Origin of the sequence: Tunicatimonas pelagia (assembly GCF_030506325.1) — a bacterium.
Taxonomy (GTDB): domain Bacteria; phylum Bacteroidota; class Bacteroidia; order Cytophagales; family Cyclobacteriaceae; genus Tunicatimonas; species Tunicatimonas pelagia.
On the sequence record NZ_CP120683.1, the window covers coordinates 6272767 to 6298601 of the forward strand.

A 25835-nucleotide genomic window follows, 5' to 3' on the forward strand; every position below is an offset into this window, starting at 1 on the left:
TACTACCTTACCTAGAAACGTATCAGTTATGCTAAATCATATTCGAATGCCTTACTTGGTGCGCGCGCTATGCGGAGCTACCATTGGTTTTCTCGTTAGTCTGTATATAGTAAATACCTACTTTGGGGGTAGCATTAACTTTATTGTCTACCTGAGCGTAGTTGCCGGGGCAGGAGCTGGTATCTATTTTTTTCGGCGGTGAACTGAGCCGTTACCTCAAAAATTACGCTGCTAAATTAGCGTAGTCCATATACGGCTGCTCGCTCCATAACTTTATGGATCACGAAATTCAATCTCGTTTTATCGCGGCAGTCTTAGCTGTAGAGTAAGTAATCTGGAAAGCAAAAATTGATAAGATTCTGCTAATATTTAAACAAAAGCCCAACCATAGCTTTTACTTAGATATTCTTAAAGTAAAGCCCTTGGTCATTTTCAATTTTTCTTTGATGTCAAATCACAGTACGAATTCACAAATATTATTTGTAATATTAGCCGTGCCATTAAGAGATTCGCTGAGTTGTTCACTAAGATATAAAGAAAGTGTGTTTAGATTAGATAAAATATATTTGAACAATCATCGCTAAAGTGCAACCCGATTTTTTAACCAATCTAACACGTACTCATTCTATTAGTCAGTCCAGTTTTTTAATAAATCCTTTTAATTCTATGCTATTTTCTACTGCATTACGATCCTCGGCGATAGTCGGGATTATGATCTTGCTTAGTGTAGTTGCTTTTGCCCAGCAACGCACCATTTCAGGTACCGTCACTTCTGAGGAAGAGGGAGCACTTCCCGGAGTGAATATTCTTGTGAAAGGTACTACTCAAGGTACTGTTACCGATATTGAAGGTAACTATCGTATTAATGTACCGGATGAAAATACCGTACTAGTCTTCTCGGCAGTAGGGTACACCAATGAAGAAGTAACCGTTGGTAACCAATCTACTATTGACATGATTATGTTGCCCGACATAAAATCACTCAGTGAGGTGGTGGTAGTTGGGTACGGAACTCAGGAGCGGCGCGATTTGACCGGGGCGGTTTCCTCGGTAGACGCTGGTGATTTCCAAAATATGGCAATCAACTCAGTAGAGCAAGGCTTACAGGGTCGAGTTGCGGGGGTGAACGTAGTGCAACAGTCCGGTCAACCAGGAGCAGCTATGCAGGTGCAAATTCGGGGTATCGGATCAATCGGTAACTCGGAACCCCTGTACGTTATTGACGGAGTTCCGGTAATTAACGACAACGGGGCTACTGGGGAAGCTAAGTTTAACGCTCTGAACAGTATAAACCCCAGTAACATAGAATCTATTGAGATTTTGAAAGATGCATCGGCAGCGGCTATTTACGGGGCACGAGCCGCCAATGGGGTAGTGCTAATTACTACCAAACGAGGTAAAGCGGGAGAAGCAAAAATCCAATTAGATGCTTACACGGGTATTCAGGAAGCTTGGCGATTGCTAGAACTTACCGATATTAATGAGTATAAAGAAATTTCCGATGAGCTGACAGACAATGCCGGATTACCTCGGGTAGTTGCTCTACAAGATCCGGAAGAGCTAGTTAATATTACTGATTGGCAGGAAGAGATGTTTGACGTAGCTCCGATTAATAATGTAAACCTGAGTGTATCAGGGGGGAGTGAAAGTGCTCAATTCAGTGTCTCGGGTAACTATATGAGCCAGGAAGGTATTTTACGGAATACTGATTTTGAGCGGTTGAGCTTACGGGTAAATACTGATTTTAAGAAAGGGAAATTTAAGTTCGGCCAGTCAATGGCTTTTAGTCGCACGGTAGCTAATGACCTTACTACTAATTTTTTTGCTATTATTCACTTTCCGCGTAATCGGCCGATATTTGATGAAAACAATGTGGGAGGGTATTCTGGGAACCGCATCATCGATGAACAAGACGCTAACAACCCAGTAGGAGAGTCTGATCTTTTTACCGATAGAACTACCCGCTTTAGAGTACTCGGAAATATTTATGGTGAGTACGAAATTATTGAGGGGTTGACTTACCGACTAAATCTGGGTGGTGACTTCATTTATGGAAATAGATACGAGTATAACGAGCCTTTCCAGTTTGGGGATCGGCGAACCGAGCTGTTTGCTTCAATTGATGAGCGAAATAACTTCTCGGTCTCCCCCTTAATTGAAAATACCCTAAACTACAGTAAAACGTTTGGCGATCACCAGCTAGGAGTGCTGGTGGGGTATACTCGGCAGTCTTACTCTCAAAGGTCTGCCCGAGCTGAAGGGCGAAATACGGTAAACTCAATAGATGTACTAAACGGGGTGAATGAAGTTCCCGCCGTTAGCGGAAGTTTGCAGGAATTTGCACTAGTATCTTACCTAGGACGTTTGACCTACAGTTTTGCTGACCGCTACTTACTTACTGCTAATATTCGTCGCGATGGATCCTCTCGCTTTTCACCGGGCAACAAATTTGGGGTTTTTCCCTCCGCATCAGTAGGATGGAGGATAAGCGAGGAAAGCTTTATGGATGCAGTGGATATTGTTAGTGATTTAAAGTTGCGAGCTAGCTGGGGGCAAACTGGTTTTCAGGAAATTGGTAACTACGGTTTTCAGCCTGAGTTAAGAAACACACTGAACTATCTTATTGGTGGCGAGCAGGTAACCGGAGTTGCTCAGCGAGACTTAGCTGCTAATTCATTGGTATGGGAAACATCTACCCAAACCAACATTGGTCTGGACGTAGGTTTATTCAATAACCAGGTCTTAATTAATGCCGACTACTTTATAAAAGAAACCGACGATATTCTAATACCAGTTCCGCCGACCCCAAGCACCGGAGTGCGAGGAGGAAATAACTCACCCACGCTGAATGTAGGTTCGGTGCGAAATCAAGGGCTAGAGCTAGCGTTGACCTACCGCAAATCAGTGGGTGATCTTCAGTACAGCATTACTGGAAACATAGCAACGCTAGATAACGAGTTTCTTTCGCTGGGAGGCGGGCAGCCTATCACCAGTGGTAACGTAAACGTAACTCGGGTAACTCGGATTGATGAAGGTCTACCGATTGGCTCATTCTTCGGCTTCCGAACGGATGGAATTTACCAAACCCAGGAAGATATAGATGAAGTAAACCGAATAGCCCAAGAAACTACTGGGGAAAGTGATGCTGTTTACCAACCCAACGCCGAGCCGGGCGATATTCGGTTCAGGGATCTCGATGGGAATGGAGTTATCAACTCGGATGATCGGGAGTACATTGGCGACCCAATTCCTGATCTCACCTACGGGTTAAGTATCAACGCTTCCTACAAAGGGTTTGATCTGAATGCCTTTATTCAAGGCGTAGAGGGCATAGAATTGTACTACGGCTATCGCTACTTTGCCGAAGGAATGCTTCGTCCGTTTAACTTTGAAAAGCGTACCTTGAACCGCTGGACAGGGCCAGGTACCAGCAACGAGATTCCACGGGCCATTGGGGGGGATCCGGCCAATAACACTCGAGAGTCAGATCGTTTCATTGGCGATGGTTCGTTTCTGCGGATGAGAAACCTAACACTAGGCTACACCATACCATTTGCAGCCTTAGAGAATTTTGGAAATGGCTTTTTGTCTAATGTCCGAATTTACGCTACGGCTCAAAACTTGTTCACCATCACCGCTTACGAAGGCTATGATCCTGAAGTTGGTTCCCAGAACCAGAACCCAGAGCAGGCAAGCCGGGGCCGGGGTATTGATAATGGACAATTTCCTCAGGCGCGCACCTACATGCTAGGAGCTCAAATTACCTTTTAGTGTTAACTAGAAAATATAAAACATATGAAAAAGAGTCGTATATATATTAAGTTCTCAGTAGTGCTGCTTATGGCAAATCTGCTGATTGTATTTGCTTGCCAGCGTGATGAAGAGTTGCTGGAAATAGATAATCCGAACAACCCCACTCCCGATACATTCTTCCAAAATGAAAACGATGCCCTACTAGGCTTAAACGCAGTTTATGCTTCGTGGCAGTCCCGGAATTTGTGTCAGCGCTTTTATTTCTTTGGCAACGATATGCCTTCTGATGAAAGTATTGGTACTAATAACCTTCAAGCTACCTTGGCGCAGATGCTGAATTATACTTGGGATAATAACAACGGAGTAATATCTGGTATGTGGGGCGACTATTACACTGGAGTAGGTCGGGCGAACCGGGTAATTCAGCGAGTACCCGAAATAGAAATGGATGAAGAGCTTCGTACCCGAATTGTGGCTGAAGCCCGCTTCTTACGAGCTACCTTCTACTTTGACTTAGTAAATAAGTGGGGCGATGTGCCGTTAATTACTGATCCGCCGGAAGCTTCTATTGAAGAACCGCGTTCCTCAGCAGATAGTGTTTACGCCCTAGTAATTGAAGACCTTGAGTTTGCCAAAGCTAATTTGCCTACCCGAGATGATTACGGTGCTGATGACGTGGGTAGAGCCACTAGCGGAGCCGCTACTGGCTACTTAGGAAAGGTTTATTTGTACCGTGAACAGTGGGATGCCGCCGAAGCGGAATTTATGGAGATTATTGATGGCCAACACGGTAGCTATGGCTTGGTAGATAACTTTCGTTGGAATGGTATTGGCGAAGAACAAGAACCCGCCGCTGAAAATAGTATGGAATCTTTATTCGAGGTTCAGTTTCAAGCTGCTTTAGGTGGTAACTGGAACCAAGATAATGCTGGAGGCGGCGAACATACCTTCCGAGGAGTAGAGTACGCTTTTGCTAGTTTCAATAACGTTCGACCGAAGCAGTCCTTTGCTGATCGCTTTGAGTTGGGCGACCCGCGCTATGAGCAAACCTTCTACGACGACGGCGTGGCTTATTTTGAAGGTACCTACACCCGAGCCCAATTTGGTGGACTCATTGCTTGGCGTAAATATCATAATTATGACATTCGAAGCGACGGCCAACAAGATTCAGGAATCAACTTCCGTTTGATGCGCTACGCTGATGTGTTACTGATGGCTGCTGAGGCTAAGTTTATGAGTGGTGATCCTACTTCTGAGGTACTGGAACTAGTAAACCGGGTTCGACAACGAGCCATCGCTCAAAAGGTAAACCCGGATATTGAGCTATATATGCCCCGAACGCTTGATAACGTACTAGAACTGTATCCTACGGCAGCGTATCCGGCCAATACTCCCGATCAGGTGATGGCTATTATTATGCACGAGCGTGAGGTGGAGCTAGCGGGTGAGCAACATCGCTACAATGATTTGCGGCGTTGGGGGCTGGACGATGATGTTGCTCTGGCAGATAATAAGCCTTACAATGAACGGTATCGCCTTTGGCCTATTCCACTACAAGAGTTGGAAACTAATCCAAATATTAATCAGGAGGACCAAAACCCCGGATACTAATTACTTTTTGTCAGCCTGGCTCCCGTAGTCGGGCTGATGATTTTACTTACTCATGTTAAATTTTTATACTAAACGAATGATACGATCATATTCGAAAATAGGTGGTGCCTTAGCATTTTCACTGGTAATTTTTACTGCTTGCCAAGAAGATGTTGATGTACGCGATAAAAATGGTTCGGGCCTGATTACCGTGATGAACTCAATGGAAAGTGAAGGGAAATTCTCTCGCTTCTACGATGCTATTGGTGCCAATGGTTTACGTATTTCCGACGAGTTTAACGGAAGCGGTGACTCTTACGAATATACTATTTTTGCCCCAACTGATACTGCTTTTGGTGACTTTTTGGCTCGGTACGATACTTACGATGGACTAGATAACATTCCTGATGATTTGTTGCGTAGTTTAGTGGAGTATCATGTTGTGGCCGGTAGTCTTAGTGCCGCTGATTTAAATGGAACTACCCAAACTACGGTACAAGAGGGGGAAATTAGCGTGAATGGCACTACCGTTATTGGAGCTAACAACACAGCTAACGTGGCAGTAGCTGACCGAGCTGCCCGTAATGGTTTTTTGCACGAACTGGACGCAGTACTTATTCCCCCCACTTTTCCTACTCAGACAATTCTAGACATTGCGGGGGGAAGCGACTTCACTAGTTTAGCAGCGGCGGTAACTAGTTTTTCTGATCTGGTAGATGCTATTGACGGTGGCAATGGGGCTTTTACGGTAATGGCGCCAACTAACGCGGCATTCAGTGCATTTCTGGCTAGCCAGGGTTTTGCTTCGCTAGATGCTGTTCCTGCTCCATTGCTGCGAACGATTCTTGAGTACCACGTAATTCCCGGAGTGGTTGGATCCGCAGATATTGTTGGATCTCAGAATACCTTGAGCGGTGAAGTGCTCGATTTACCGGATGATACCGAAATTGTAGCTACGGCTGATGTAGCAGCTACCAACGGACTAGTACACGTAATTAGCGAAGTGCTTGTACCACCTAGTTTAAGTTCAGTAGCCGGAGTTATTCTTGCTAATCCTAATTTTAGTACGCTGGCTGCGGCTTTAGTTGATAAAGATTTGATTACACCGCTAAGCACTGGGGCGCGTACCGTGTTTGCTCCGAACAATGCTGCTTTTACAGCAGCCAATATCACTGACCCCACTTCGGTAAGTGCCAATATTTTAACTTATCATGTCTTAGGTGACTCGGTTCCTTCAACGGCGATTATGAGTGGATTTGCCCCAACCCTCAACGATGCTTCGGTAATCTTGAATACCGGTATGGGAGTTACGGTGGATGGCGTAGCTGTGGTAACTGCCGATATTTCTGCCAGTAACGGATACATTCACGAAATTGGAGCCATACTGACTCCACCGCAAAGTAACATTGTAACCCTAGCATCTAATACTTCTGAACTTTCCATTTTATCGGCTGCCATCCAAAGGGGAGAACTAGATGGGGCTTTATCCGAAGGAGGGCCTTATACAGTGTTTGCTCCTAGTGATGCAGCCTTCACGGCAGTTGGGCTAACTGCTGATAGCGTAGCTAGAATGGCTCCTGATCAGATACAGCGACTACTCACTTTTCATGTTGTCCCCGGACGCTTTACTACAAGTAATTTACCTAATGGTGAGATAGAGACGTTAGCTGGTGAGGGAGAGGAAAATAAAATAAACATCAATAATAGAGTTTTTACAATAACTACTCCAGAAGAACAAGTAGTAGATTTGACGGTGAACAGTACGCTTGATGTACAGGCGACAGACGGCGTAGTACATATTATGGATGCAGTATTACTGCCTTAAACACGAGTAACTAACATTGATTATTAACCGCTTCAGATTTTCTGGAGCGGTTTTCTTTTTTTCTATAGCGGATTAAATTTAGGGCTTTCTGAGCGGAAAATACCATCGTATTGGCTGCCCATATAAGCCCCCCAAGAAACCTGATCGGGAGCGTATATCTGTTTTTCTAAGCGGTGAACATTTAACCGGGCAGGATGATCGCTATCATTATCCCTTACTTGGGTAACACAGTAGATGATATCGAGCCAGCCATCATTATCAACATCACCGACCCAAGGTGTTGAGGAAAAATTAATGCCTTCCTGAGGATCATGAATGCGAAATACTTCTTGTTGGTGAAAGTCGAAAACTACTAAGCGATTGAACGGAACTTTGGATTCAAACTTTTCTTCCACGTAGTTGGTGCTCATTAGTACGTCATCAAAACCATCTTTGTTAATATCTACCACCACCGGGGAAGCGTACTGGAAGCGACCTAGCGTATCTTCATAGAGAATTTGGCCATTGCTACCATCTACCATAAACTGAATAGGATCACGTAAGATAGGCCACTGACCTTTTCCGTAATTGGCAAAAAAATCAGGAACATCATCTTCAGTAAAGTAGCCCACTGCCGGAGTAGTGTAGGCCTCAGCATTAGGAATAACCCTTGCCCAAAGTGGCGCATTATTTTTACCATCAAATGCTAGCATACGTCCGTCAACCGAATTAACAACAATATCTAGAGTACCATCTAGGGTAATATCTACTAAAACGGGCGGGGCAATAAACCCTTTATCAGCACCAGTGGCCAAAAGCACCGATTGGCTTAAGTCTTCGTTCATAACACTAGCTAAGGTCGTTCGGTACAGCCCTCCACCGATGGTTTCTCCGCCCGTGCCAAAGATTATGTCGAGAGTGGTATCGTTATCTAAGTCAGCTACCACGGCTGATAAATAAGTTTCTTTTCCGTCCGGAACTTCGGCACTTGCCAGTAACTTTCCAGTTCGGCTGCTGACTACCATCAAATGACCGGGAGGACGATTGGGGTCATCCGGTTCGGCTAGATAGTCTCCACCGTTGGCTACTAACAAATCTTCCGTACCGTCTTGATCCTGGTCAGGAATACGCTGCGGATTGTAAAAATTATAGAGGCCAGCCGTTTTTCCCGGATCTATCGAATCGCCCGCTTGGTAAAACTCCCACAGCAATTCTCCGCTTCGGCCATCAATTGCCATGAGCTCAGCGTTCCGTCCACCAATAAAAATATCATCGATCTCGTCTTGGGTGACATCCAGTAGCATTGCGGAGCCAACAATCTGATCGCGGGCGGCTACCTGCCACAGAAGTCTGCCATCACGGCCATCCAAAGCAATCACTGCCGTATCCGTAGGGTGAAGCTCCCGCTGCCCAGTACCCAGTACAATATCCAGTACGCCATCGCCCGTCAGGTCAGTAAGGCGAACGGAAGAGGTGGTTCCGATATCGGGCAAATTAGTACGCCACTGCGTAATATCGGGAGAACGGTAATACTGAATCGCTCCTACAATTAAGATAATTATGGCAATAGCTCCGCCAATGAGCATCCACTTTTTCATGGTATTGAGGTGGTGTGGTTATGGGTAGAATGCAATTGCTCAAATTTTAGTTTGTTTAGTGTAAGTTGCTTAGGCGTTTTTTCTCCCTCAGTAATCTGATAAAACGTATTCAACGAAAGATCAGTAAAAGTTTGCTGTTCAGAATTAGGCCAATGGATAGTAACCTCTTTAATAGCGTCAGCGTTTCCTAATCCAACTTCAACTCGCAAAGTGGAAGCTCCAAAGCTACCCCCCGAATTGACTTCTCGGTAAAGCTTCCGTTCGCGCTCATCTTCTTTTGCAGTTAAAACTACTTTGGTTCCGATGGCAGATCGATTAGACTGAGTTCCTACTAAATGCAGTGTGATCCAGTTATGTTCATCCTGATACGGGTTCTCGAAGAAAGCATTCTGAAAAACATCGCCTTCGTAAGCTCCACCCATCGACATAAGTAAATCCTGATCGCCATCATTATCAATATCGGAGAAAGTAACCGCGTGCCCTTTCTGCAAGTGTCCCATTCCGGTAACTGTGGTTACATCCTGAAAATATTCGCCCTGAGCGTTACGAAATACCCGGTTGGGAATTACTGAAGAGAGGGTTGGGTCGCCGGTGCCCAGATACATATCCAGCCATCCATCGTTGTCCAGGTCGCCGTAGTTAGCTCCCATCGCGTAGAGAATCTGATCCAGGTTGGTTTCTTCGGAAATATTGCTAAATGTGCCATCTTGATTGTTTCGGAACAGTAGTCCGGTTTGAGCATCGTGGGGTAATCCCAAGTATTCAGCCGCAATATCGGTAGTAATGACTCCGCCATTGCCCTGCCAATAGCCCGCAGCAAAAATATCTAACCAGCCATCCTGATCGTAGTCCCAGAACCAGGTAGCAAACGTGGGGTTGAGTCCACCCAACTGAGCTTCTTGAGTAATATCTGAAAAAGAGATTACCCCTGTTTCGTCCACGCCGTTGTTCTGAAATAGGTAATTGGAGTGTTGTTCACTACCCCCGCTGGTAGAAACATACAAGTCGGGCCAACCATCGTTGTTAAAATCTCCCGAGGTGACTCCCTTCACAATAATGGATGGAATCCGAAAACTTTCCTTACTAACCGCTACCCCGGCTGCTGAAGCTACTTCACGAAAAGTGCCATCTTGATTGTTGAGGTACAATTCACAAGGGTGAAAAGACTGGGTGCCGGAGGTCTCGTTGCCGATGAAGATATCCAGCCAACCATCACGGTTAAAGTCACTCCAGGTAGCGGTTTGGGTAGGGTGGAATGACAGAATATTTGCGGCGATAGTTACGTCAGTAAAGGTGCCATCACCGTTATTTTTTAGCAAAGAATTGGGGTGTTGCCCATACTCTTGTAGCCAAGCCCCCCGAAGGATAAACACATCTAACCAACCATCATTATTGTAATCGGCCTGAACGAGGTTTAACCCGCCGAAAAGCCCACTCAGATTAGCCGTTTCGGTTTGCTCGCTAAAGGTTCCGTTTGCACCATTCACAAAAAAACGGATCGGAGCATCTTGTCCCCATTCCGAAATCAGAATATCTAAGTAACCGTCATTCGTAAAATCATCCACGACTAATCCGCCCGAACGTCCGCGAAAGTCGAAGCCAATCTGATGGGCAATATCAGGAAACTCTTTCATGGAGTGCTCCGACTGAAAAGCCGAATCGGGAATCAACCATTCCGGTGGAACCTCGCTAGGGTGTTCACCTAGCGTCATGTAGGCTACGTTCAGTAACCAGCGCACATTTAGGTTATTTGGTTGTTGCTGGAGTATTTCTTCGTATATGGCAATGGCTTGCCTAGACCCCTGAGGTAGCTGGTGAAATCCGGCGGTTTGAATCGGGAAGAGGCAGGAAGCCGCCGTATGGTTAAGAATACAATTCTCCTGCTCACCTAAGCGAAGGTAGCTTAGCCCGAAGTACGAAGCGAGTTTATCCAATTCGGGTGCGGTAAGCTGACCGTCTAATTTTCCGGCTTCTTTTAGCACCATTAGCCTCTTCAATTCCTCTGCGGCTAACCCTGAGTCGCCCCGCCGGAGTAAATCTAGTGCCCGATAATACTGATAAGCGTAGTTATCTGGTTCAGTGAGAAGAAGGCTATCGTAGTACTGAACCCGGCTATCGTTGGCGTACATATTTTCAGAATTATCAACCAGGTCTTGAGTCTCTTTAAGCAAATGGAGCATGGTAGCGTGGCTACGTTCTTCTAATGAAGAGTCACAACCACTTATCAACATCAAGGAAATGGGGAGCAGGTAGAATCTAGTAAATAAAAAATAGTAACTGGGCATTGTGCAGTGGAAATCAACGATAAGCTAATCTACAAAAAGTATATCGTAAATAAGTTCTGACGTTGGATTACGTTGGGCATCAGTGTATCTTTTGGCGTGGAAAAACCCTTCATCATTTATCGCTCTTCCGCGGGTTCCGGCAAAACCTACACACTGGCGTTAGAGTATCTTAAACTCGCGTTGCGCCAACCTAACGCCTACCGAACAATTTTGGCCGTTACCTTCACCAACAAGGCCACTCAGGAAATGAAGGGGCGGGTGTTACAGTACCTGCATGAAGTAGCGAAAGCAGACAGTAGCTTACTACGAACTACGCTGGCTAAAGAATTGGCACTTTCGGAGATTGAACTATCCTTGCAGGCTGAGCAAACTCTTCAGTATCTGCTACACGGTTATTCCTACTTTTCGGTGATGACGATTGATGCTTTTTTTCAGAAAGTAGTGCGAGGGTTTGCCCGAGAAATGGGGCTTCAGGCCGGGTTTACTATTGAACTTGATCTGAATAAGGTTTTGGGTGAGGTGATTGACCGATTGCTGGAGGAAGTGGGCGAAAAGCAAAACCGCAGTATCCGTCGTTGGCTTACCCGCTTTGCGGAAGAAAAAGTTGAGTCAGGCAGTAGCTGGGATTTTCGGCGAGAGATTAAAGTGTTGGCAGGAGAATTATTCAAAGAGAACTACCGGGAAAAAGCTCTGGCCTTTGAAGGTAACCTAACCCCCCAAACTGCCGACAATCTGCTAAAGCAACTGCGCGAATTGCAACTGGCGTTTGAAAAGCAAATGGCGGATATTGGTGAAGCCGCTCTGAATTTATTGCAACAGCAGCAGCTTGATGTAACGGATTTTAGCTACGGGAAAAGTGGGGTAGTAGGCTACTTTGTCAAGATCGCTGAAGGCAATCAGTTCACTCCTACCAAGCGAGTGCTAGCCGCTCGGGAAAATTTGGAAGGTTGGGTGAAAAAGACTGATCCGAGGAAAGAACAGCTACTGTCGGTAGCCACTGCATTGCATCCGCACTTAGAAGAAGCACTGGATTTCTACGAAGAAGCAGGACCGTTGTATCATTCGGTGGTGCAGATGCAGCGGTTCATGTACACCTACGGTATTCTGCATCATCTGGAGGAACAGATCGATCAGTATAAGCGAGAAAATGACTTAATGCTGATCTCTGATGCTCCCACTTTTCTTCGGGATATTATCGGGAAGGACGATACACCCTTTATCTACGAAAAAATCGGGAGCTACTACCAGCATTTTCTGATCGATGAGTTCCAGGATACTTCCGGCTTGCAGTGGATGAACTTCCGACCGTTGGTAGAAAATAGTCTGGATGCTGGTAATCGGAACTTGGTGGTGGGCGACGTAAAACAATCGATCTATCGCTGGCGGGGAGGGGACTGGCAACTCTTGCTCAATACCATTCAGCAGGATATTCAGGAATGGCGCACTGAAATCCGGCAACTCGATCACAATTTTCGCAGTCGTAAAAATATACTGGATTTCAATAATGCGTTGTTTCAGGCAGCAGCATCGGAGCTGTTTCAGTATATCACCGACGAATTAATGGGCGATTTGGTGGATGAGCCGTTGCAGCAACAGTTACTCCAGCAAGCTTCGGTACTCCAGCAGGCGTACCAGGATGTAGCTCAGAAGATTCCTGCCACGTATGATCAACAAGCAACTTGGCACGGCCACGTAAAAATTGAGTTGCTGGCAGAAGATCATTGCCTTGGCGAGGAAGGTGAACTCACCGACTGGCGCAGCCACGTTCGGTCTAGGTTACCCGGAATGATTGAGAAATTACAAGCCGAAGGTTACACTGCTGGCGATATTGCTTTTTTGGTGCGGAACAAGCGGGATGGACAGGCGGTGGTAGATACATTTATGCAGTATAAACACGAAGGAAAAACGCAACCTGACTACAACTACGAAGTGGTTTCATCCGAATCATTGATGCTGACTTCTTCGCTAACGGTTAGTCTACTAGTGGAGCTGATGCGCTTTCTGGATAATACGCACGATGAGATAGTTCGTAGTAGTATACTGTATAAGTACCATTTAATTACCACCAATGAAGTTAGCTCCGACAAGCTGCACCCAATCTTCAGCAACCCCAGCAATGGAGATGATTTAACTAGCTTTCTTAAGCAACTTCCCCCAGATTTTGAAACGTACTACGCCTACCTTAACAAACTGCCGATTTACGAATTGGTAGAAAATTTGGTGCTGATTTTTGATCTGGGACAGTACCACGAGAAAGCGTACTTGCAAGCGTTTCAGGATGCAGTACTGCAATATTCGCTAACTGAGCAAGGTGATTTACGCTCCTTTTTAACTTGGTGGGACGAACGAGGGACTAATAGCTCGGCTCAGATCTCCGAAGAAACGGATGCTATGCGAGTAATGACCATCCATAAAGCCAAAGGATTGCAGTTTAAGATTGTGATTCTTCCATTTTGTGATTGGCCGTTAGATCATCAGTCGTTCACCACCAATATTCTCTGGACGTATCCTCAAGATGCTAACTTGGCTAACGCTGGGCTGGTACCGATGAAGTACACCACTCAGCTTACTCAAACCGTTTTCAGCCAAGACTACTACGAAGAGAAGATTCGGATTCATATGGATCATCTGAACTTGCTATACGTAGCATTTACTCGAGCCGAAGAGGGATTATACGCCTTTGCCCGACCAATGGCTAAGCGCAACGGTAGTTTTCCGATAAACGGAGTTGCGAATTTGCTTCGTACCATTTTACCCGATTTGGAGCAACCAGATTCTTTAGCCGGTTGGGATGAGATGGGGCAGCTCTACGAAGCTGGAAACGAGAAACCGGAGACCGGAGACCGGAGACCGGAAAACGGAAAGTGGAGTGTTGAATTACCGGATTATACTTCGGTGCGCTGGCGAAACCGTCTGAGTGTGCGTTCGCTCTCGCAGGGCTTTTTTGCTACCAAAGTTGGTACGGTCAGTAACGTAGTGTTGATGCAGCAATTGCTTATCCAGTTACCATCACTTGATCAACTAGAAAATCAGCTAGAAAAAATTGCCTTCGAGCGAGGGCTTACCACGCCAGAGTGTAAGGTGCTACTGAAACAAGCGCGCTCGTTTTTAACCAAGGGAGAGGCAACTGCTTGGTATCAACCGCACCCCCGAGTACTCGTACAACGCCCCCTACTTATCAAACCGAATCGTTCCGTTGTGCTGGATCGGGTACTGCTGGATGGTAAGAAAATGACCGCCATCAACTTTCACACCCACTTAGATGAATCGGAAAAAAATGAAGCGTTGTCTATCGCTAAAGACTATTTGTTAACTCAGTATGATTTGGTAGCCTTGTATCTGGTAGATGTGAATATTTTGGGAGTGAAGAAAGTACTACAGTGCTAATGTGTTATGGTGCGAAGTGCTGAATTCTGTAGGTGGCTATCTAGTTAGGCTCAATCGAGCTCCGAAACATTTAAACCATAACACCCTCAAGCTACTGCAACTGTAGCAATCCGATCTGGATCAGGCCAATGAGGAAGCCTAGCACTCCACCCAGAATCTCGATAAACTTAAACTCCTTTCGCATAATTGAGTACAGAATTTCTTCTAGCTTATCGCTGGAGAAGTTAACCACCTTCTCGTACACTATGCGCTCCACATCAACTTCTTTCTCTATTTTGTTGGCAAACTGACCAATGAGTTCGGGTAACATCAATTCCAGTTCTTGTTGTAAGGTAGCTTTGATTTTTACGCGCATATCATCGCTCATAAATACGTAGAGCATCGGCATGCTTTCCATCATGCGGTTTTCTAGAAAATCATCTAGCTTTTCGTCAATGACCTGATGCACATCGTTCAGGTTATCCGGGTTGGTGATAGCCTTCCGCACATCCTCCATGGAGAATAGCTCATCCGACACAATTTTTCCTAGCTTCTCTGCCAGCTTTTTCTGTCGCTTCGGAAAAATACCTTGTATCTCCAGAAATAGTATTTTCACTTTTTCCCGGGGATGGAAGAGCATTTTGATTGCAATAAAGTTAGTAATCCACCCGGTGAGGGCAGCAATAATGGGTAGTGTTAGTATAATCATAGATTAGTTTGTTCGTGGTGTTGTGGTATTGGGTGCGAAATGTTATAGTGTTTGGGTGGAAAAATAATGAATTTGGATTTTAGAGGTGAACAATCTTTCAGAGTTTGGCAATTTTACGTAGTACTTTAAACGTATCCAAAGGTAAGTAGCCGTTCAGTTTTTTGGCCTTTCAGCAATTTTACCCTTGTGCTCATATTCATAGCAAGTCTAACTTGAACACTCAAACACCCCCGCACTCTAACACTATAGCACTTCATACTTTAACACCAACAACTATAACACTATAATCTCTAAAATTTGTATCTTACGTCTTAATTTTAACCGATTACAAAATTTGCAAGCAATGATCGAAGAAAAACACCTCAATCGAAGAAGCTTTATGAAAACCTCAGGAGCTGCTGGGCTAGGCATTACTTTCCTTAGCAGTGCCGTGCCGGTTTTTGGGAAGAATGCACCCAGCAATCAACTCAACGTCGCCGTAATGGGGGTACGTAGTCGGGGTGCGGCTCTGCTCAATGAAGTTTTAAAGATAGACGGTATGCACCTTTCGCATATTTGTGACGTAGACCAACAGATATTGGATAAAACCTCACATGAGATTAAGGAATCAAAGCTACAGAAAAAGCAGCCTAAGGCACTTTCTGATTTCCGGGAGGCACTGGAAGACGATGACCTTGATGCTTTGGTAATTGCTGCGCCGGATCATTGGCATGCCCCGGCTGCTCTTATGGCATTGCAAGCGGGTAAGCATGTGTACGTAGAAAAGCCCTGTGGGCACAACCCCAAAGAAGGTGAAATGCTGGTAGAAGCTCAACAGCGTTACGGAAAAATAGTACAAATGGGGAACCAGCAGAGGTCGGCTCTTGAGTCTATTGATATTGTTCAACAAATTAGAGATGGTATCATCGGTCGTCCTTACTACGCTAAAGCCTGGTATGTGAATGCTCGTGATTCTATTGGTACCGGGAAACAAGTGCCCGTACCAGAACATTTGAATTATGAACTATGGCAAGGGCCCGCCCCCCGTCAACCTTATCAGGATAATGTGATTCACTACAATTGGCACTGGTTTTGGAACTGGGGAACCGGAGAAGCCCTGAATAATGGTACCCACGAAATAGATGTTTGCCGTTGGGCACTAGGGGTTGATTACCCTACTCGCGTAGGTTCTCAGGGGGGACGTTACCACTACGACGACGACTGGGAGTTTTATGATACACAGATTGTTAATTACGATTTTGACGACGAAAAAACCATTACGTGGGAAGGAAGAAGCTGTAATCCGAACCGCATAAAAGGACGAGGAAGAGGTTCATTGATCTGTGGTACCGAAGGTTCTGTGATTCTTGACCGAGATGGGTACGAAGTATACGACATGAAGAACAATTTGGTAAAGGAACTAAAGGCTAGCACCAAGGCGGCTTCTATGGATACCCGTGGGGGAGATAGTATGACTAATATGCACATTGCTAACTTTCGTGATGGGGTAGTAGATGGGGCTACGTTGAACTCACCGATTGAGGAAGGACACAAAAGTGTGCTACTCTGCCATCTGGCCAATATTTCGCAAGAAATGGGACGAGCACTAATGATAGATACGGCTACCGGACAAATTAAAGACGACAAAGAAGCGATGAAGATGTGGAGTCGGGAGTATGAACCCGGTTGGGAACCCGAATCTAGTACTTTGGGAATGGGTAACGAATAAATTGAAAGCCTCTGCATTGCAGAGGCTTTTTAATTGCTGTTTCGGTTAGAAATACCGAGTTTCAGAAGATTAATATCAGGCTTGTTCTTCAAATCACGGTAGTGCTCTTTATCTAAGTCTTCAAGCTGCTGAATCTGTCGGGCACATTCGTTAAGTAGACTGATCTCTACCAAATCAAACTCCTGGTCGGAAGTGAGCACAAAAGAGACCTCATTTTCATTGGTTTCTTTGCTGTATTCATAGCCAAACTTGACCAGAAGCTTCTCGAACTTCTTCTCCACAAAATGATCAATACTTACACTTACCGTTGGCATAATCAGTATAATTTTTTCGCTATTTTTTTGATTGCCAATCTAGGAAGAGGCTACTAAGGTTTTCAAGTCAGATTTAAAAGCAAAGGTACATCGTAAGTTTGCCGTACATTCCTGGATTTACACTGAGCTACAGAATTTATTAAGAAAGAAAATCATATAGCGAGTTAGTTGCTGAATTGTTTTTTAGTCCACCGTCATTAGTCTTTTGTAACCATTATTCATCAATCACCAGTCATTATTCATTAGCTTCCGGTCTCCGGTTTTTGCTTTTCCGCTTTGAAGTTACTTGTTAGCTAATTTTTTTATCAAAGTCAAGAGAATCACTCATTATCCAGGGTTGGTCTCGTAAAATAGCATTCGCTCGAGCGTACACCAAGCGAGGAAGGTAATCGCCGCGCTCTTTGGCTTGTTGTAAATATTGCTGTACATCTTCTTTAGAAGAGAGTTTCTCAATCTCCTGAAGAAGTTTTTCCTCCCGCTCTTTTTCAAAACTAGCGGCTAATAGCACCTCGTCATCCGAAAACTTTTTGGATAGTTCGTGTCCCAAGTTATAGCGACGGTTAAACTCAGCGTAGTCCATAGAGCTAAATCGGGCAGCATCAAACCAGCTAATAATCATGGGAACCAGAGTCCAAAAAAAACCAGCATACCACCAGCCCCGGCGGTGTTGCCCAATGTAAAACCGATGAACACCGAATCCTCCCAGAAGAATTGCTAGGAGGATTGCGTAGGATTTATGTTTCATAATAATAAGCCTGTTTTATCAGTTTGGTTAGGTACAGTGCCCTGCCAAAAATAGCACACCGACTGAACCAAAGTTTGGCATTCGGTTAATCGTGTCTTTCTTTTCAAAAGGTAAATATCAAATAATGTTCCTAACTCGCGACCAAAAAAAAGCAAGGAAGTAAGTTCTAGACAAATATTCTGGAAACTATTACGCTACTGATGCCTTCGTCTCAATCTGAAAGTGAATAGACAAGATTTTAGTGCGAAAGTGGGTAGTATTTTTACTCTTTTTCATATTTAGTAGGGCTGTACAAAACTTTTGTTAAATTCGTTTTCTCAAAGAGAATGATGAAGTAAACCAGGAGTATTGATATGCGTGGAGATGCTGTAAAACCTACTAAGGGCGACTTATTACTATCGGAGCCTTTTTTAGCTGACCCAAATTTTGAGCGATCTGTGATACTTTTATGCGAGCATAATAGCCAGGGATCTTTTGGCTTTGTGCTTAACAAAGAAGCTGACCTCAAACTTTCTGACGCAATAGATGAAGTACAAAACTACCAACAAACATTATACGTGGGTGGCCCCGTACAGCACGAGACGCTTCACTTCCTGCACCGTATTAATCCGCCGTTCAGTAATTCGGAGCCGATAGTAAATGATGTTTTTTGGGGCGGTGATTTTGACGAGCTATTATCACTTATCAATACTCGGCAAATTTCGGCAACCGACGTAAAGTTTTTTGCCGGATATTCGGGTTGGGGCCCCGGGCAGCTAGCGGATGAATTGAAAGAAGAGACCTGGATTGTGTATCGTCAGCCTACCGCTTACCAGCTATTTGATATTCCGGCAGGCCAGTTGTGGCAGGAGATATTACGTAACATGGGCGGAAAGTACCGTATGTTCTCCAACTATCCAATTGACCCACGTTTGAACTAAAACACTTGTCTCCGTTTTATATTCTATAGTAAAGAAAAAGTAGCAAGGAAACTGAATACTGCATTATGGCCGAAGCTTCTGAAGATCAGAAAGATAAAAAACTCTCTGTAGACCAAGAACCGGAAAATACAATCGAACTCACTTCTGAGACTACCACTAGTAGTGAAGTAGTAGACGAAGAATCTAAGACTGAAGTAATAGTTGAGTCAGACTCATCAGAAAGTACTGATGTGCAAGAAACACCCAAACCCGAGATAAGCTCTACTAGCGAAGCTGAATCGCGTGAGGTGCTTGCAGTCTCGGAAGAAGATAAGGGGCTGACTGAAAACAACCCTAACCAGCCACTTGAGGAGACTATTGCCGAAGCCACTGAGGTGAAGGAACCGATAGAGGCAGCAGTCGAGGCTGACAGTCAGGTAGCCTCCCCCCCAGATTCGGAACCTGTGTCTGAAGTTAGCCTACCGGAAGAGAAATTAGGCGAGGACGAGAAAGAAAATAAAGCGAGTGAAGAAGGTCAACCAAAGAACCAAGAGCAATCAGCAGGAGAGGGGGGAGTAGTAAGTGCGCCGAGTGCAGCTACCGAAGAAGCTGAGGTAGATAATCAGGAAGCAAGTGCTGAGTTGGAGGAAGAAGAAAATGTTCCGGATTACAGCCAGTTGAGTCGGGAAGAGCTAGCCCGGGAAATGGAAAGGTTGGCTAAGGGCGACGAAGTAAATAGCATTGCCGATCAGGTTCGGGAACTGAAAGTACACTTTGACGATCTGGAAGAAACTGAGCGGCAGCAGGCTCTCGAGCGATTTATAAAAGACGGAGGCGAAGCTGATGGGTTTGAGTATCGGCCAGATGAGTTCTACACGCTATTTTATGCTGCTTACGATGAAATTCGGGAACGTCGGTCCGAATACCGAAACAAGCGGGAAAAAAGCCGTCAGGAAAACCTAAAAGAAAAAGAAGAGATACTTAACAAACTGCGCGACTTTGTAGACAGCGAAGAAACGCAGGTGAGCATTGCCAAGGTAAAAGAAATTCAGCAGCAGTGGCGTAGTATTGGCGAAGTGCCTTCGGCGCAGAACCGTACCTTGTGGGCTAATTACCACGCTTTGCTTGATCGTTTTTATGATAATCGTAGCATTTACTTTGAGTTAAAAGAGCTTGATCGGAAGAAAAATCTAGAGAGCAAGATAGCGGTGGCGGAGCGTGCCGAGCAGTTAGTAGAAGAACCCGATATTAAGAAGGCTGCCAAAGAGTTGGACGAGCTACACGAAGAATATAAACATATCGGACCCGTTCCTCGCGATGATCAGGAAGCTCTCTGGCAGCGGTTTAAAGCCGCTTCTGACAAAATTCACGACCGTCGGCGAGAAGATATTGAGGCGTTTAAGGAGCAGCTCAAGCAAAATCTGGCAGAAAAACTAAAGCTGGTAGAAGCGGTAACGGAGTTTGCCAGTTTTGAAAGCGATAGTATTAAAGCGTGGAACAAAAAGACTAAAGAGCTTCAGCAGCTTCAGAAAAGTTGGGAAGCGGCAGGTAGTATGCCCCGAAACCAAGCGAAGGAAATAAACCGGCAGTTTTGGTCGAGCTTTAAGGAGTTCTTTGCCCATAAAGGTGCGTTTTTTCAGCGTTTAGATGCTCATCGGGAAGAAAACTTACAAAAGAAGGAGGCTTTAGCAGAGAAGGCCGAAAGCCTGAAGGAAAGCGAAGATTGGAAAACTACTTCTAATGAGCTAAAACGTTTGCAACGGGAGTGGAAGGATATTGGCCCGGTGCCCGAAAAAGCGAGAGAGTCAATCTACCAGCGGTTTAAAGCAGCCTGCGATGCCTTCTTTGAACGGCGACGCAACAACAGCCAAGAAACGGAGGTTGAGTATCAGAAGAACTTAGCAGTACGCGAAGAAGTTTGTGATAAAATAGAAGCATTAGCTAAAGAAAAGTCCAGTGACTTAGATGCTCTGACGAAGCTCATTCAGCAGTATGCTGAAACAGGTTTTGTTCCACGTTCGGCCATGAAGAGTATCAGTACGCGCTATCAGCAGGCGGTTAATCAGTTCGTAGAAAATGCTGAAGAATTAGATGAGAATCAGAAGAAAGAGGTATTAATTGAAATAGAATTAGGATCAATGAAGAGTGGCCCGGGTGGTCAGCGCAAGGTTAACCTCAAAGAAAGTAGTATTCGCCGAAAAATTAGCCAGCTTGAGAGCGATATTTCGCTGTGGAGAAACAATATTTCTTTCTTTACTTCCTCCTCGAAGCAAGCCAGCAAACTAATTGCTGATGTAGAGCGCAAAATTGAGAAGGCAACTGCTGAAGTAGAGCAATTAAAGTCTCAGTTAGCTGTTTTGCGAAGTTTGAAATAGAATTAAGTAAATAAGACTTGAAAATCAGCTAACAGCCTCCTATATTTGCAACCCAATTATCGCCTCCTTAGCTCAGTTGGCCAGAGCAACTGACTTGTAATCAGTAGGTCGTTGGTTCGAATCCGACAGGGGGCTCATTTCACGAAAGCACAAAAACCTCGTATAGCGAAAGCTGTCGGGTTTTTTTTTGATACGGCTCAGTTGGCCAGAGCAACTGACTTGTAATCAGTAGGTCGTTGGCGGCCGCCGCGCGGTTCGAATCCGACAGGGGGCTCATTTCACGAAAGCACAAAAACCTCGTATAGCGAAAGCTGTCGGGGTTTTTTTTGATACGGCTCAGTTGTTCAGCGCAACTGGCTAAAAAGAAAACTTCGTTTTAAATTCTTCCATTTCATCTAGCAAGGAACGCTTTTCCCAGTGGGGAATAAAGCTGAAGAGCTTGAGGTCGGTATCAACCGATAGCTCTCGCAAACCCAAATGGCGGTTAACGAAAATAAATTCCAGATCAAAGTAAATTGCTTTTACCACATCGATAATATCCAGAATTTGGAAGTTCTTGTCGACCAGATTGTAAGTATCGGAAGGCATATCGGTATTAAGCAGTTTTACTAGAGTGTCGCCAACTCGCTGTACACTTACGAACGCTCTCCGTTGCTTTCCGTCACCGTGAATGGAAACCCTACGACGAAAATTTGCCTCGAACATAAAGCGGTTAATCACGGCATCAAAGCGCAAACTTTTGTTATAGCCGTAGACATTTCCGCAGCGGATAATGTAAGTAGGTAGCTTAGGGAAAAGCCGTTGTACGTGCTCTTCCCCTCGTAGCTTAGAGATGCCGTAAATGGTTTGAGGGTTGGGAACCGCATCTTCTCCGGCGTGGGCAGAACCGTACACCGAAGTACTGCTTACGTAAATTAGCTTTTTCACCTGCGGTGCTTCCTCAATGGCGTACACCAACTCAGCCGTACCCCAGTGGTTTGTCTGCTCGTAAGCATGTCCATCGGTGGTAGCAAAAGGTGTGACAACTTTGGCGGCTAAGTGGTAGATTATATCAGCCTCCTGTACTACCGACCGAAGCTTGCGAGTATCTAGCAGTTCACCGGAAACGAACTCAATAGTTAAAGTATTATCCGTACGCTTGTAGAGCGAGTGGCCTAAAAACCCATTATAATTGTCTCGCGAGAGATTATCGTAAATAATAATGCGGGATACTGAATAGTCTTGAACCAATTCAGCTACGAGCTGGGTGCCAATGTAGCCCGCGCCCCCGGTAATTAAAACAGTCATACGCTTACGCTGATTTTGCTAAATCGGTATTCAATCCGCACTCTACTTTATTCATGCCGTACCAACGAGCTTCCCGTTCGTGCATTTCGGGGTCAGGTTTTTTAGTACACGGTTCGCAGCCAATACTGGCGTAGCCTTTGGCATCTAACGGGTGGCGCGGTAAATCGTACTCCCTAAGATACGCAAACACTTCTTGGATAGACCAATCTAGCATCGGGTGAAATCGTAGTACGTTGTGCGGGGCGGGTTGTTCTACCTTCATGGCCTTACGCACTAAGCTTTGGTCGGCACGCACTCCGTTAATCCACACGTCGTAATTGCGAAGCACTTCTTCCATTGGCTGAGTCTTGTTCAAGAAACAGCAGTAATCAGGGTCGGAGGTAAACAGTAGGTTACCGTCAGCATCGCGCTGCTGATGCTTGGGAACAATCGGGTTGAGCCGGAGGGTATTCAAGCCAAATCGTTCAGTAACTTCATCAACAAACGCTACCGTTTCGGGAAAATGGTAGCCCGTATTTAGAAAGTAAATCGGAATGCTACGATCAATCCGCGAAAGGATGTGAAGCAAGACCAAACTGTGGGATTGAAACGATGAACTGGTAAATAGCTTTTTGCCCGCTTGCTGGTAGGTTAGGATGCGAGCCTGTATTTCTTCAAAAGTCATACGTTGCTTACGAATAAATAGGCTTTAAAGTTAATAAAAAAGTGGCGGCTAATGCTAGCCACCGGAATTTCGGTGAATATCCTAGATTATTGGAGTCCCAGTAGGGTGCTGCTTATGCTAATCACTGTATATAAACCGCAAACCATTGGTAAGTCCGGGTCCAAAGATGGTTCGGTGAGTTTCATCTTCCATCACTTCTGATTTTATGGTGAGCGCGTCAACATTCTTTTTTTCAAGCTCATGAATAAACGCTAGTTGTAGATCATCAATTCTACCCTCCAGTTCGCCGGAAGCCATGTAAAGTTTACTTTTCGCAGATGGTAGTGAACTGTTTTTCATCTCATTGAGTAATAAGTTGTCTTTATACCACAAAGAAGGGCTTAACAAGATATATCGATTAAATAACTGGGGTTTCTGTAGAAAAGTGTAGGTTCCGTAGAGTCCGCCATAAGAATGTCCGTAGATGGCTCGGTCTTCTTCTTTAACTCGGTAGTGAGCAGCAATAAACGGGAAGAGTTCAAACTCAATAAAATTGCTAAAATTATCAGCACCACCGGTAGGGTCAGGAGGAGAGCCTCTTCTCATAACCAGTTCTTTATCTTCTACCGGAGTTAAGTCGCGGCTTCGTAACCTATAAAAATTATCGTAATCGGTTCCGTAGGCGATGCCAACGAGTAATATTTTCGGGATGAGCTTATCTTTTATCAATCGCTGAACAATGTAGCTGATGCCGCCAAAATTGGTTTCGGCATCAATTACGTAAAGAACCGGGTGTACTTCTTCACCCTTCTCATAGCCTCTCGGAAACTGAATTTTTATCTTGTAAGTCTGCCCATTGTACTTTGAGATAAGCTCACGAACAGTTGTATTGGGGAGAGTAACCAGAGAACTATCAGCTAAATGCTCAATTTCTGTGCACTGCTTTTTTAAACTATCTAATTCACTCTTCAACCTTTTGTTTTCCTCTTCTAAGGTGCTTTGATCAGATACTGAGTAGGTACAGCTAGTAAAAAGGGTAAACAAAATAATGAGCGATTTTTTCATTACTCGAGTGGTAGCAGTAGAGGGGTACAAAGTTACCGATGTTTTGAAGGCGAAGTAGTTTGTCTGATAGCCTGTTATGGTTTAATTTCAATGGGAGTACCGATAGGAACACTGCGGAATAGTTCTTCTATTTCTTCATTGGTAATAGCGATACATCCGGCCGTCCAGTCTTGTTGTAGGTGAGCAGCTTCAACAAAACCGAGTCCATTTTTAAGACCATGAATTTTAATATCACCTCCCGGAGATTTCCCCAACTTTTCAGCGTGAGCCTTATCTAGCTCATTAGGGTAGGAGACACCCAGATTGAGGTGGTAGGCACTGTTTGGGTTTTTGCTATCGATATAATACAGCCCTTCGGGAGTTTTACCGTCTCCTTCTATCTCTTTATGACCAATTGGATTAAAACCAAGAGCAATACGATAGGTTTTTAGCAAGGAGTCACCTAAATACACGTGCATCTGGCGTTGGCCCTTTTCTACCACAATGCGGTCAATAACAGCATTTTTTTCTAATGGAGTGAATTCTTCGGGCGTTATCATATACAGAATACCAACTGTCAGGATTAAGAAAAAGCCAATGAAGAGATGTTTTTTTATCGCATATTTAGAAGACTAATTAGGCTTTTAGACTGATCATTTATTGGATTGATCCTTCAAGCTAACTTCTCTGGTTACAATCATTACGACCAGTGTCATTGGACTTCTTGCATTTGATGGACTTGCTTTAAAAGGATCTTTTTTGGGGTTAGTGGCACTAACGACATCATTATTTTCTGTGAAGTATTTAATCCCGACATCACGTCCAATTTACCATCTAGCATTCCCTGATAACCCTCTTGGGCCACTGTTTTAGCACTGGCTGCATTGGCGAATAAGGCCGTTTTATCCATACCCGAAGTAGATCCAAAGTCTGTTTCAGTAGCACCCGGCATTAGGTTGGTTACGGTTACATTGGTATTACTAAGCTCTTCGGCTAGCGCATTACTGAGCGAAGTTACGTAGGCTTTAGTAGCAAAGTACACCGCTTGCAGTGGACCAGGTAGTAAGCTAGCCGTAGATGAAACGTTCAAAATCTTTCCGCTATTGCGTTGAGTAAAATTAGGCAGAAACAAATGGGTCAGTTGCGTAAGGGCTACAATGTTCAGCTGAATCATGGCTCCCTGACGATCCCAAGGTAACTCGTAGAACTTTCCTACTTGCCCAAAACCAGCATTATTGACCAAATAATCTACCAGAATTCCCGAATTTACCACTTCATCGTACACTTCTTGAGCGGCATTTGCCTGCGCTAAATCTTTCACAATAACCTTTACCGAAATTGAATGCTGTTGCTCCAATTTTTCTTTCAAGTGCTGGAGTTTATCCTCACTGCGGGCTACGATCACCAAATCGCCCCCTTTTTGTGCGTGGATATAGGCAAGTTCTTGACCAATTCCGCTACTTGCTCCGGTAATTAACGCTGTTTTACGCATCGTATAGAGTTTTGTGGTTTGCTAATTGAAGTATCAAAAACTAAAACTGATGCGCGTAACAGATTGTTAGATATGCGAAAGAAGCGTGATAGTTTGGGTGAATACAGAAACATTATGAGTATTTCTACTGGAAGTCATTTGCTGTTTTTTAATACCTTCTTCACGTTGACTTTTACCAATGCGCTCTGGCTGGCGAGTTGGTATTTGTCTTACTATTTTATAA

18 protein-coding genes and 2 tRNA genes are annotated in these 25835 nt (G+C 44.6%); 10 read left to right on the top strand and 10 right to left on the bottom strand.

Annotated elements, in window-relative coordinates; genetic code table 11:
• Positions 1 to 28: 28 nt before the first annotated feature.
• The 4 genes from P0M28_RS26795 to P0M28_RS26810 all read left to right on the top strand — a co-directional run bounded on the left by P0M28_RS26795 (position 29) and on the right by P0M28_RS26810 (position 7168).
• Positions 29 to 202, top strand: coding sequence for a hypothetical protein (locus P0M28_RS26795; RefSeq protein WP_302206576.1), 174 nt, complete (start codon positions 29 to 31; stop codon positions 200 to 202).
• Positions 203 to 666: 464 nt separating this feature from the next.
• Entirely contained in the window at positions 667 to 3771 is a 3105-nt protein-coding gene (locus P0M28_RS26800) for a SusC/RagA family TonB-linked outer membrane protein (protein WP_302206577.1), read from the top strand.
• A gap of 24 nt (positions 3772 to 3795) precedes the next feature.
• Positions 3796 to 5364 (top strand): RagB/SusD family nutrient uptake outer membrane protein, encoded by a 1569-nt coding sequence (locus P0M28_RS26805; protein WP_302206578.1) that lies wholly within the window; start codon positions 3796 to 3798, stop codon positions 5362 to 5364.
• 76 nt (positions 5365 to 5440) lie between these two features.
• Positions 5441 to 7168, top strand: a complete 1728-nt coding sequence (locus tag P0M28_RS26810) for a fasciclin domain-containing protein (protein ID WP_302206579.1) — start codon at positions 5441 to 5443, stop codon at positions 7166 to 7168.
• A 62-nt stretch (positions 7169 to 7230) separates the two neighbouring features.
• On the opposite strand, the gene P0M28_RS26815 is transcribed toward P0M28_RS26810, so the two are convergent.
• Positions 7231 to 8745, bottom strand: a complete 1515-nt coding sequence (locus P0M28_RS26815) for an outer membrane protein assembly factor BamB family protein (RefSeq protein WP_302206580.1) — start codon at positions 8743 to 8745, stop codon at positions 7231 to 7233.
• Positions 8742 to 10925 carry a CRTAC1 family protein gene (locus tag P0M28_RS26820; protein ID WP_302206581.1) on the bottom strand — a complete coding sequence of 728 codons (2184 nt, stop codon included), beginning with the start codon at positions 10923 to 10925 and terminating at the stop codon, positions 8742 to 8744. The genes P0M28_RS26815 and P0M28_RS26820 overlap by 4 nt, the downstream gene beginning before the upstream one ends.
• 201 nt (positions 10926 to 11126) lie before the next feature.
• Here P0M28_RS26820 and P0M28_RS26825 point away from each other — a divergent pair, with 201 nt between their 5' ends.
• The gene (locus tag P0M28_RS26825; protein ID WP_302206582.1) at positions 11127 to 14417 is read left to right on the top strand and encodes a UvrD-helicase domain-containing protein; all 3291 of its coding nucleotides are present in this window, start codon (positions 11127 to 11129) and stop codon (positions 14415 to 14417) included.
• 91 nt (positions 14418 to 14508) lie between these two features.
• On the opposite strand, the gene P0M28_RS26830 is transcribed toward P0M28_RS26825, so the two are convergent.
• Positions 14509 to 15105: a DUF445 domain-containing protein gene (locus tag P0M28_RS26830; protein ID WP_302206583.1), complete on the bottom strand. Its 597-nt coding sequence runs from the start codon at positions 15103 to 15105 to the stop codon at positions 14509 to 14511.
• Between the two features lie 379 nt (positions 15106 to 15484).
• Between P0M28_RS26830 and P0M28_RS26835 the strand changes: the two genes are divergently transcribed.
• The gene (locus P0M28_RS26835) at positions 15485 to 16813 is read left to right on the top strand and encodes a Gfo/Idh/MocA family protein (RefSeq protein ID WP_302206584.1); all 1329 of its coding nucleotides are present in this window, start codon (positions 15485 to 15487) and stop codon (positions 16811 to 16813) included.
• Between the two features lie 29 nt (positions 16814 to 16842).
• On the opposite strand, the gene P0M28_RS26840 is transcribed toward P0M28_RS26835, so the two are convergent.
• Both P0M28_RS26840 and P0M28_RS26845 read right to left on the bottom strand, forming a co-directional pair.
• Complete coding sequence (locus P0M28_RS26840) at positions 16843 to 17127, bottom strand: hypothetical protein (RefSeq protein WP_302206585.1); 285 nt, start codon at positions 17125 to 17127, stop codon at positions 16843 to 16845.
• A 289-nt stretch (positions 17128 to 17416) separates the two neighbouring features.
• Complete coding sequence (locus P0M28_RS26845) at positions 17417 to 17872, bottom strand: TM2 domain-containing protein (protein WP_302206586.1); 456 nt, start codon at positions 17870 to 17872, stop codon at positions 17417 to 17419.
• 353 nt (positions 17873 to 18225) lie between these two features.
• On the opposite strand from P0M28_RS26845, the gene P0M28_RS26850 reads away from it, so the two are divergent.
• The 4 genes from P0M28_RS26850 (at position 18226) to P0M28_RS26865 (ending at position 21417) form a co-directional block, all read left to right on the top strand.
• A complete protein-coding gene (locus P0M28_RS26850; protein ID WP_302206587.1) occupies positions 18226 to 18792 on the top strand; it encodes a YqgE/AlgH family protein in 567 nt (188 codons plus the stop codon).
• 65 nt (positions 18793 to 18857) lie between these two features.
• Positions 18858 to 21146, top strand: a complete 2289-nt coding sequence (locus tag P0M28_RS26855; RefSeq protein WP_302206588.1) for a DUF349 domain-containing protein — start codon at positions 18858 to 18860, stop codon at positions 21144 to 21146.
• Between the two features lie 61 nt (positions 21147 to 21207).
• Positions 21208 to 21281, top strand: a tRNA-Thr gene (locus tag P0M28_RS26860).
• A gap of 59 nt (positions 21282 to 21340) precedes the next feature.
• Positions 21341 to 21417 (top strand) — tRNA-Thr (locus tag P0M28_RS26865).
• Between the two features lie 86 nt (positions 21418 to 21503).
• On the opposite strand, the gene P0M28_RS26870 is transcribed toward P0M28_RS26865, so the two are convergent.
• The 5 genes from P0M28_RS26870 to P0M28_RS26890 form a co-directional block, all read right to left on the bottom strand.
• Entirely contained in the window at positions 21504 to 22433 is a 930-nt protein-coding gene (locus P0M28_RS26870; protein WP_302206589.1) for an NAD-dependent epimerase/dehydratase family protein, read from the bottom strand.
• A 4-nt stretch (positions 22434 to 22437) separates the two neighbouring features.
• Complete coding sequence (locus P0M28_RS26875; protein WP_302206590.1) at positions 22438 to 23097, bottom strand: phosphoadenylyl-sulfate reductase; 660 nt, start codon at positions 23095 to 23097, stop codon at positions 22438 to 22440.
• A 117-nt stretch (positions 23098 to 23214) separates the two neighbouring features.
• On the bottom strand, positions 23215 to 24141 hold the full coding sequence (locus tag P0M28_RS26880) for an alpha/beta hydrolase (protein ID WP_302206591.1): 927 nt from the start codon (positions 24139 to 24141) through the stop codon (positions 23215 to 23217).
• Between the two features lie 74 nt (positions 24142 to 24215).
• Positions 24216 to 24680 (bottom strand): L,D-transpeptidase family protein, encoded by a 465-nt coding sequence (locus P0M28_RS26885; RefSeq protein ID WP_302206592.1) that lies wholly within the window; start codon positions 24678 to 24680, stop codon positions 24216 to 24218.
• Positions 24681 to 24832: 152 nt separating this feature from the next.
• Positions 24833 to 25612: an SDR family NAD(P)-dependent oxidoreductase gene (locus P0M28_RS26890; RefSeq protein ID WP_302206593.1), complete on the bottom strand. Its 780-nt coding sequence runs from the start codon at positions 25610 to 25612 to the stop codon at positions 24833 to 24835.
• Positions 25613 to 25835: the final 223 nt, after the last annotated feature.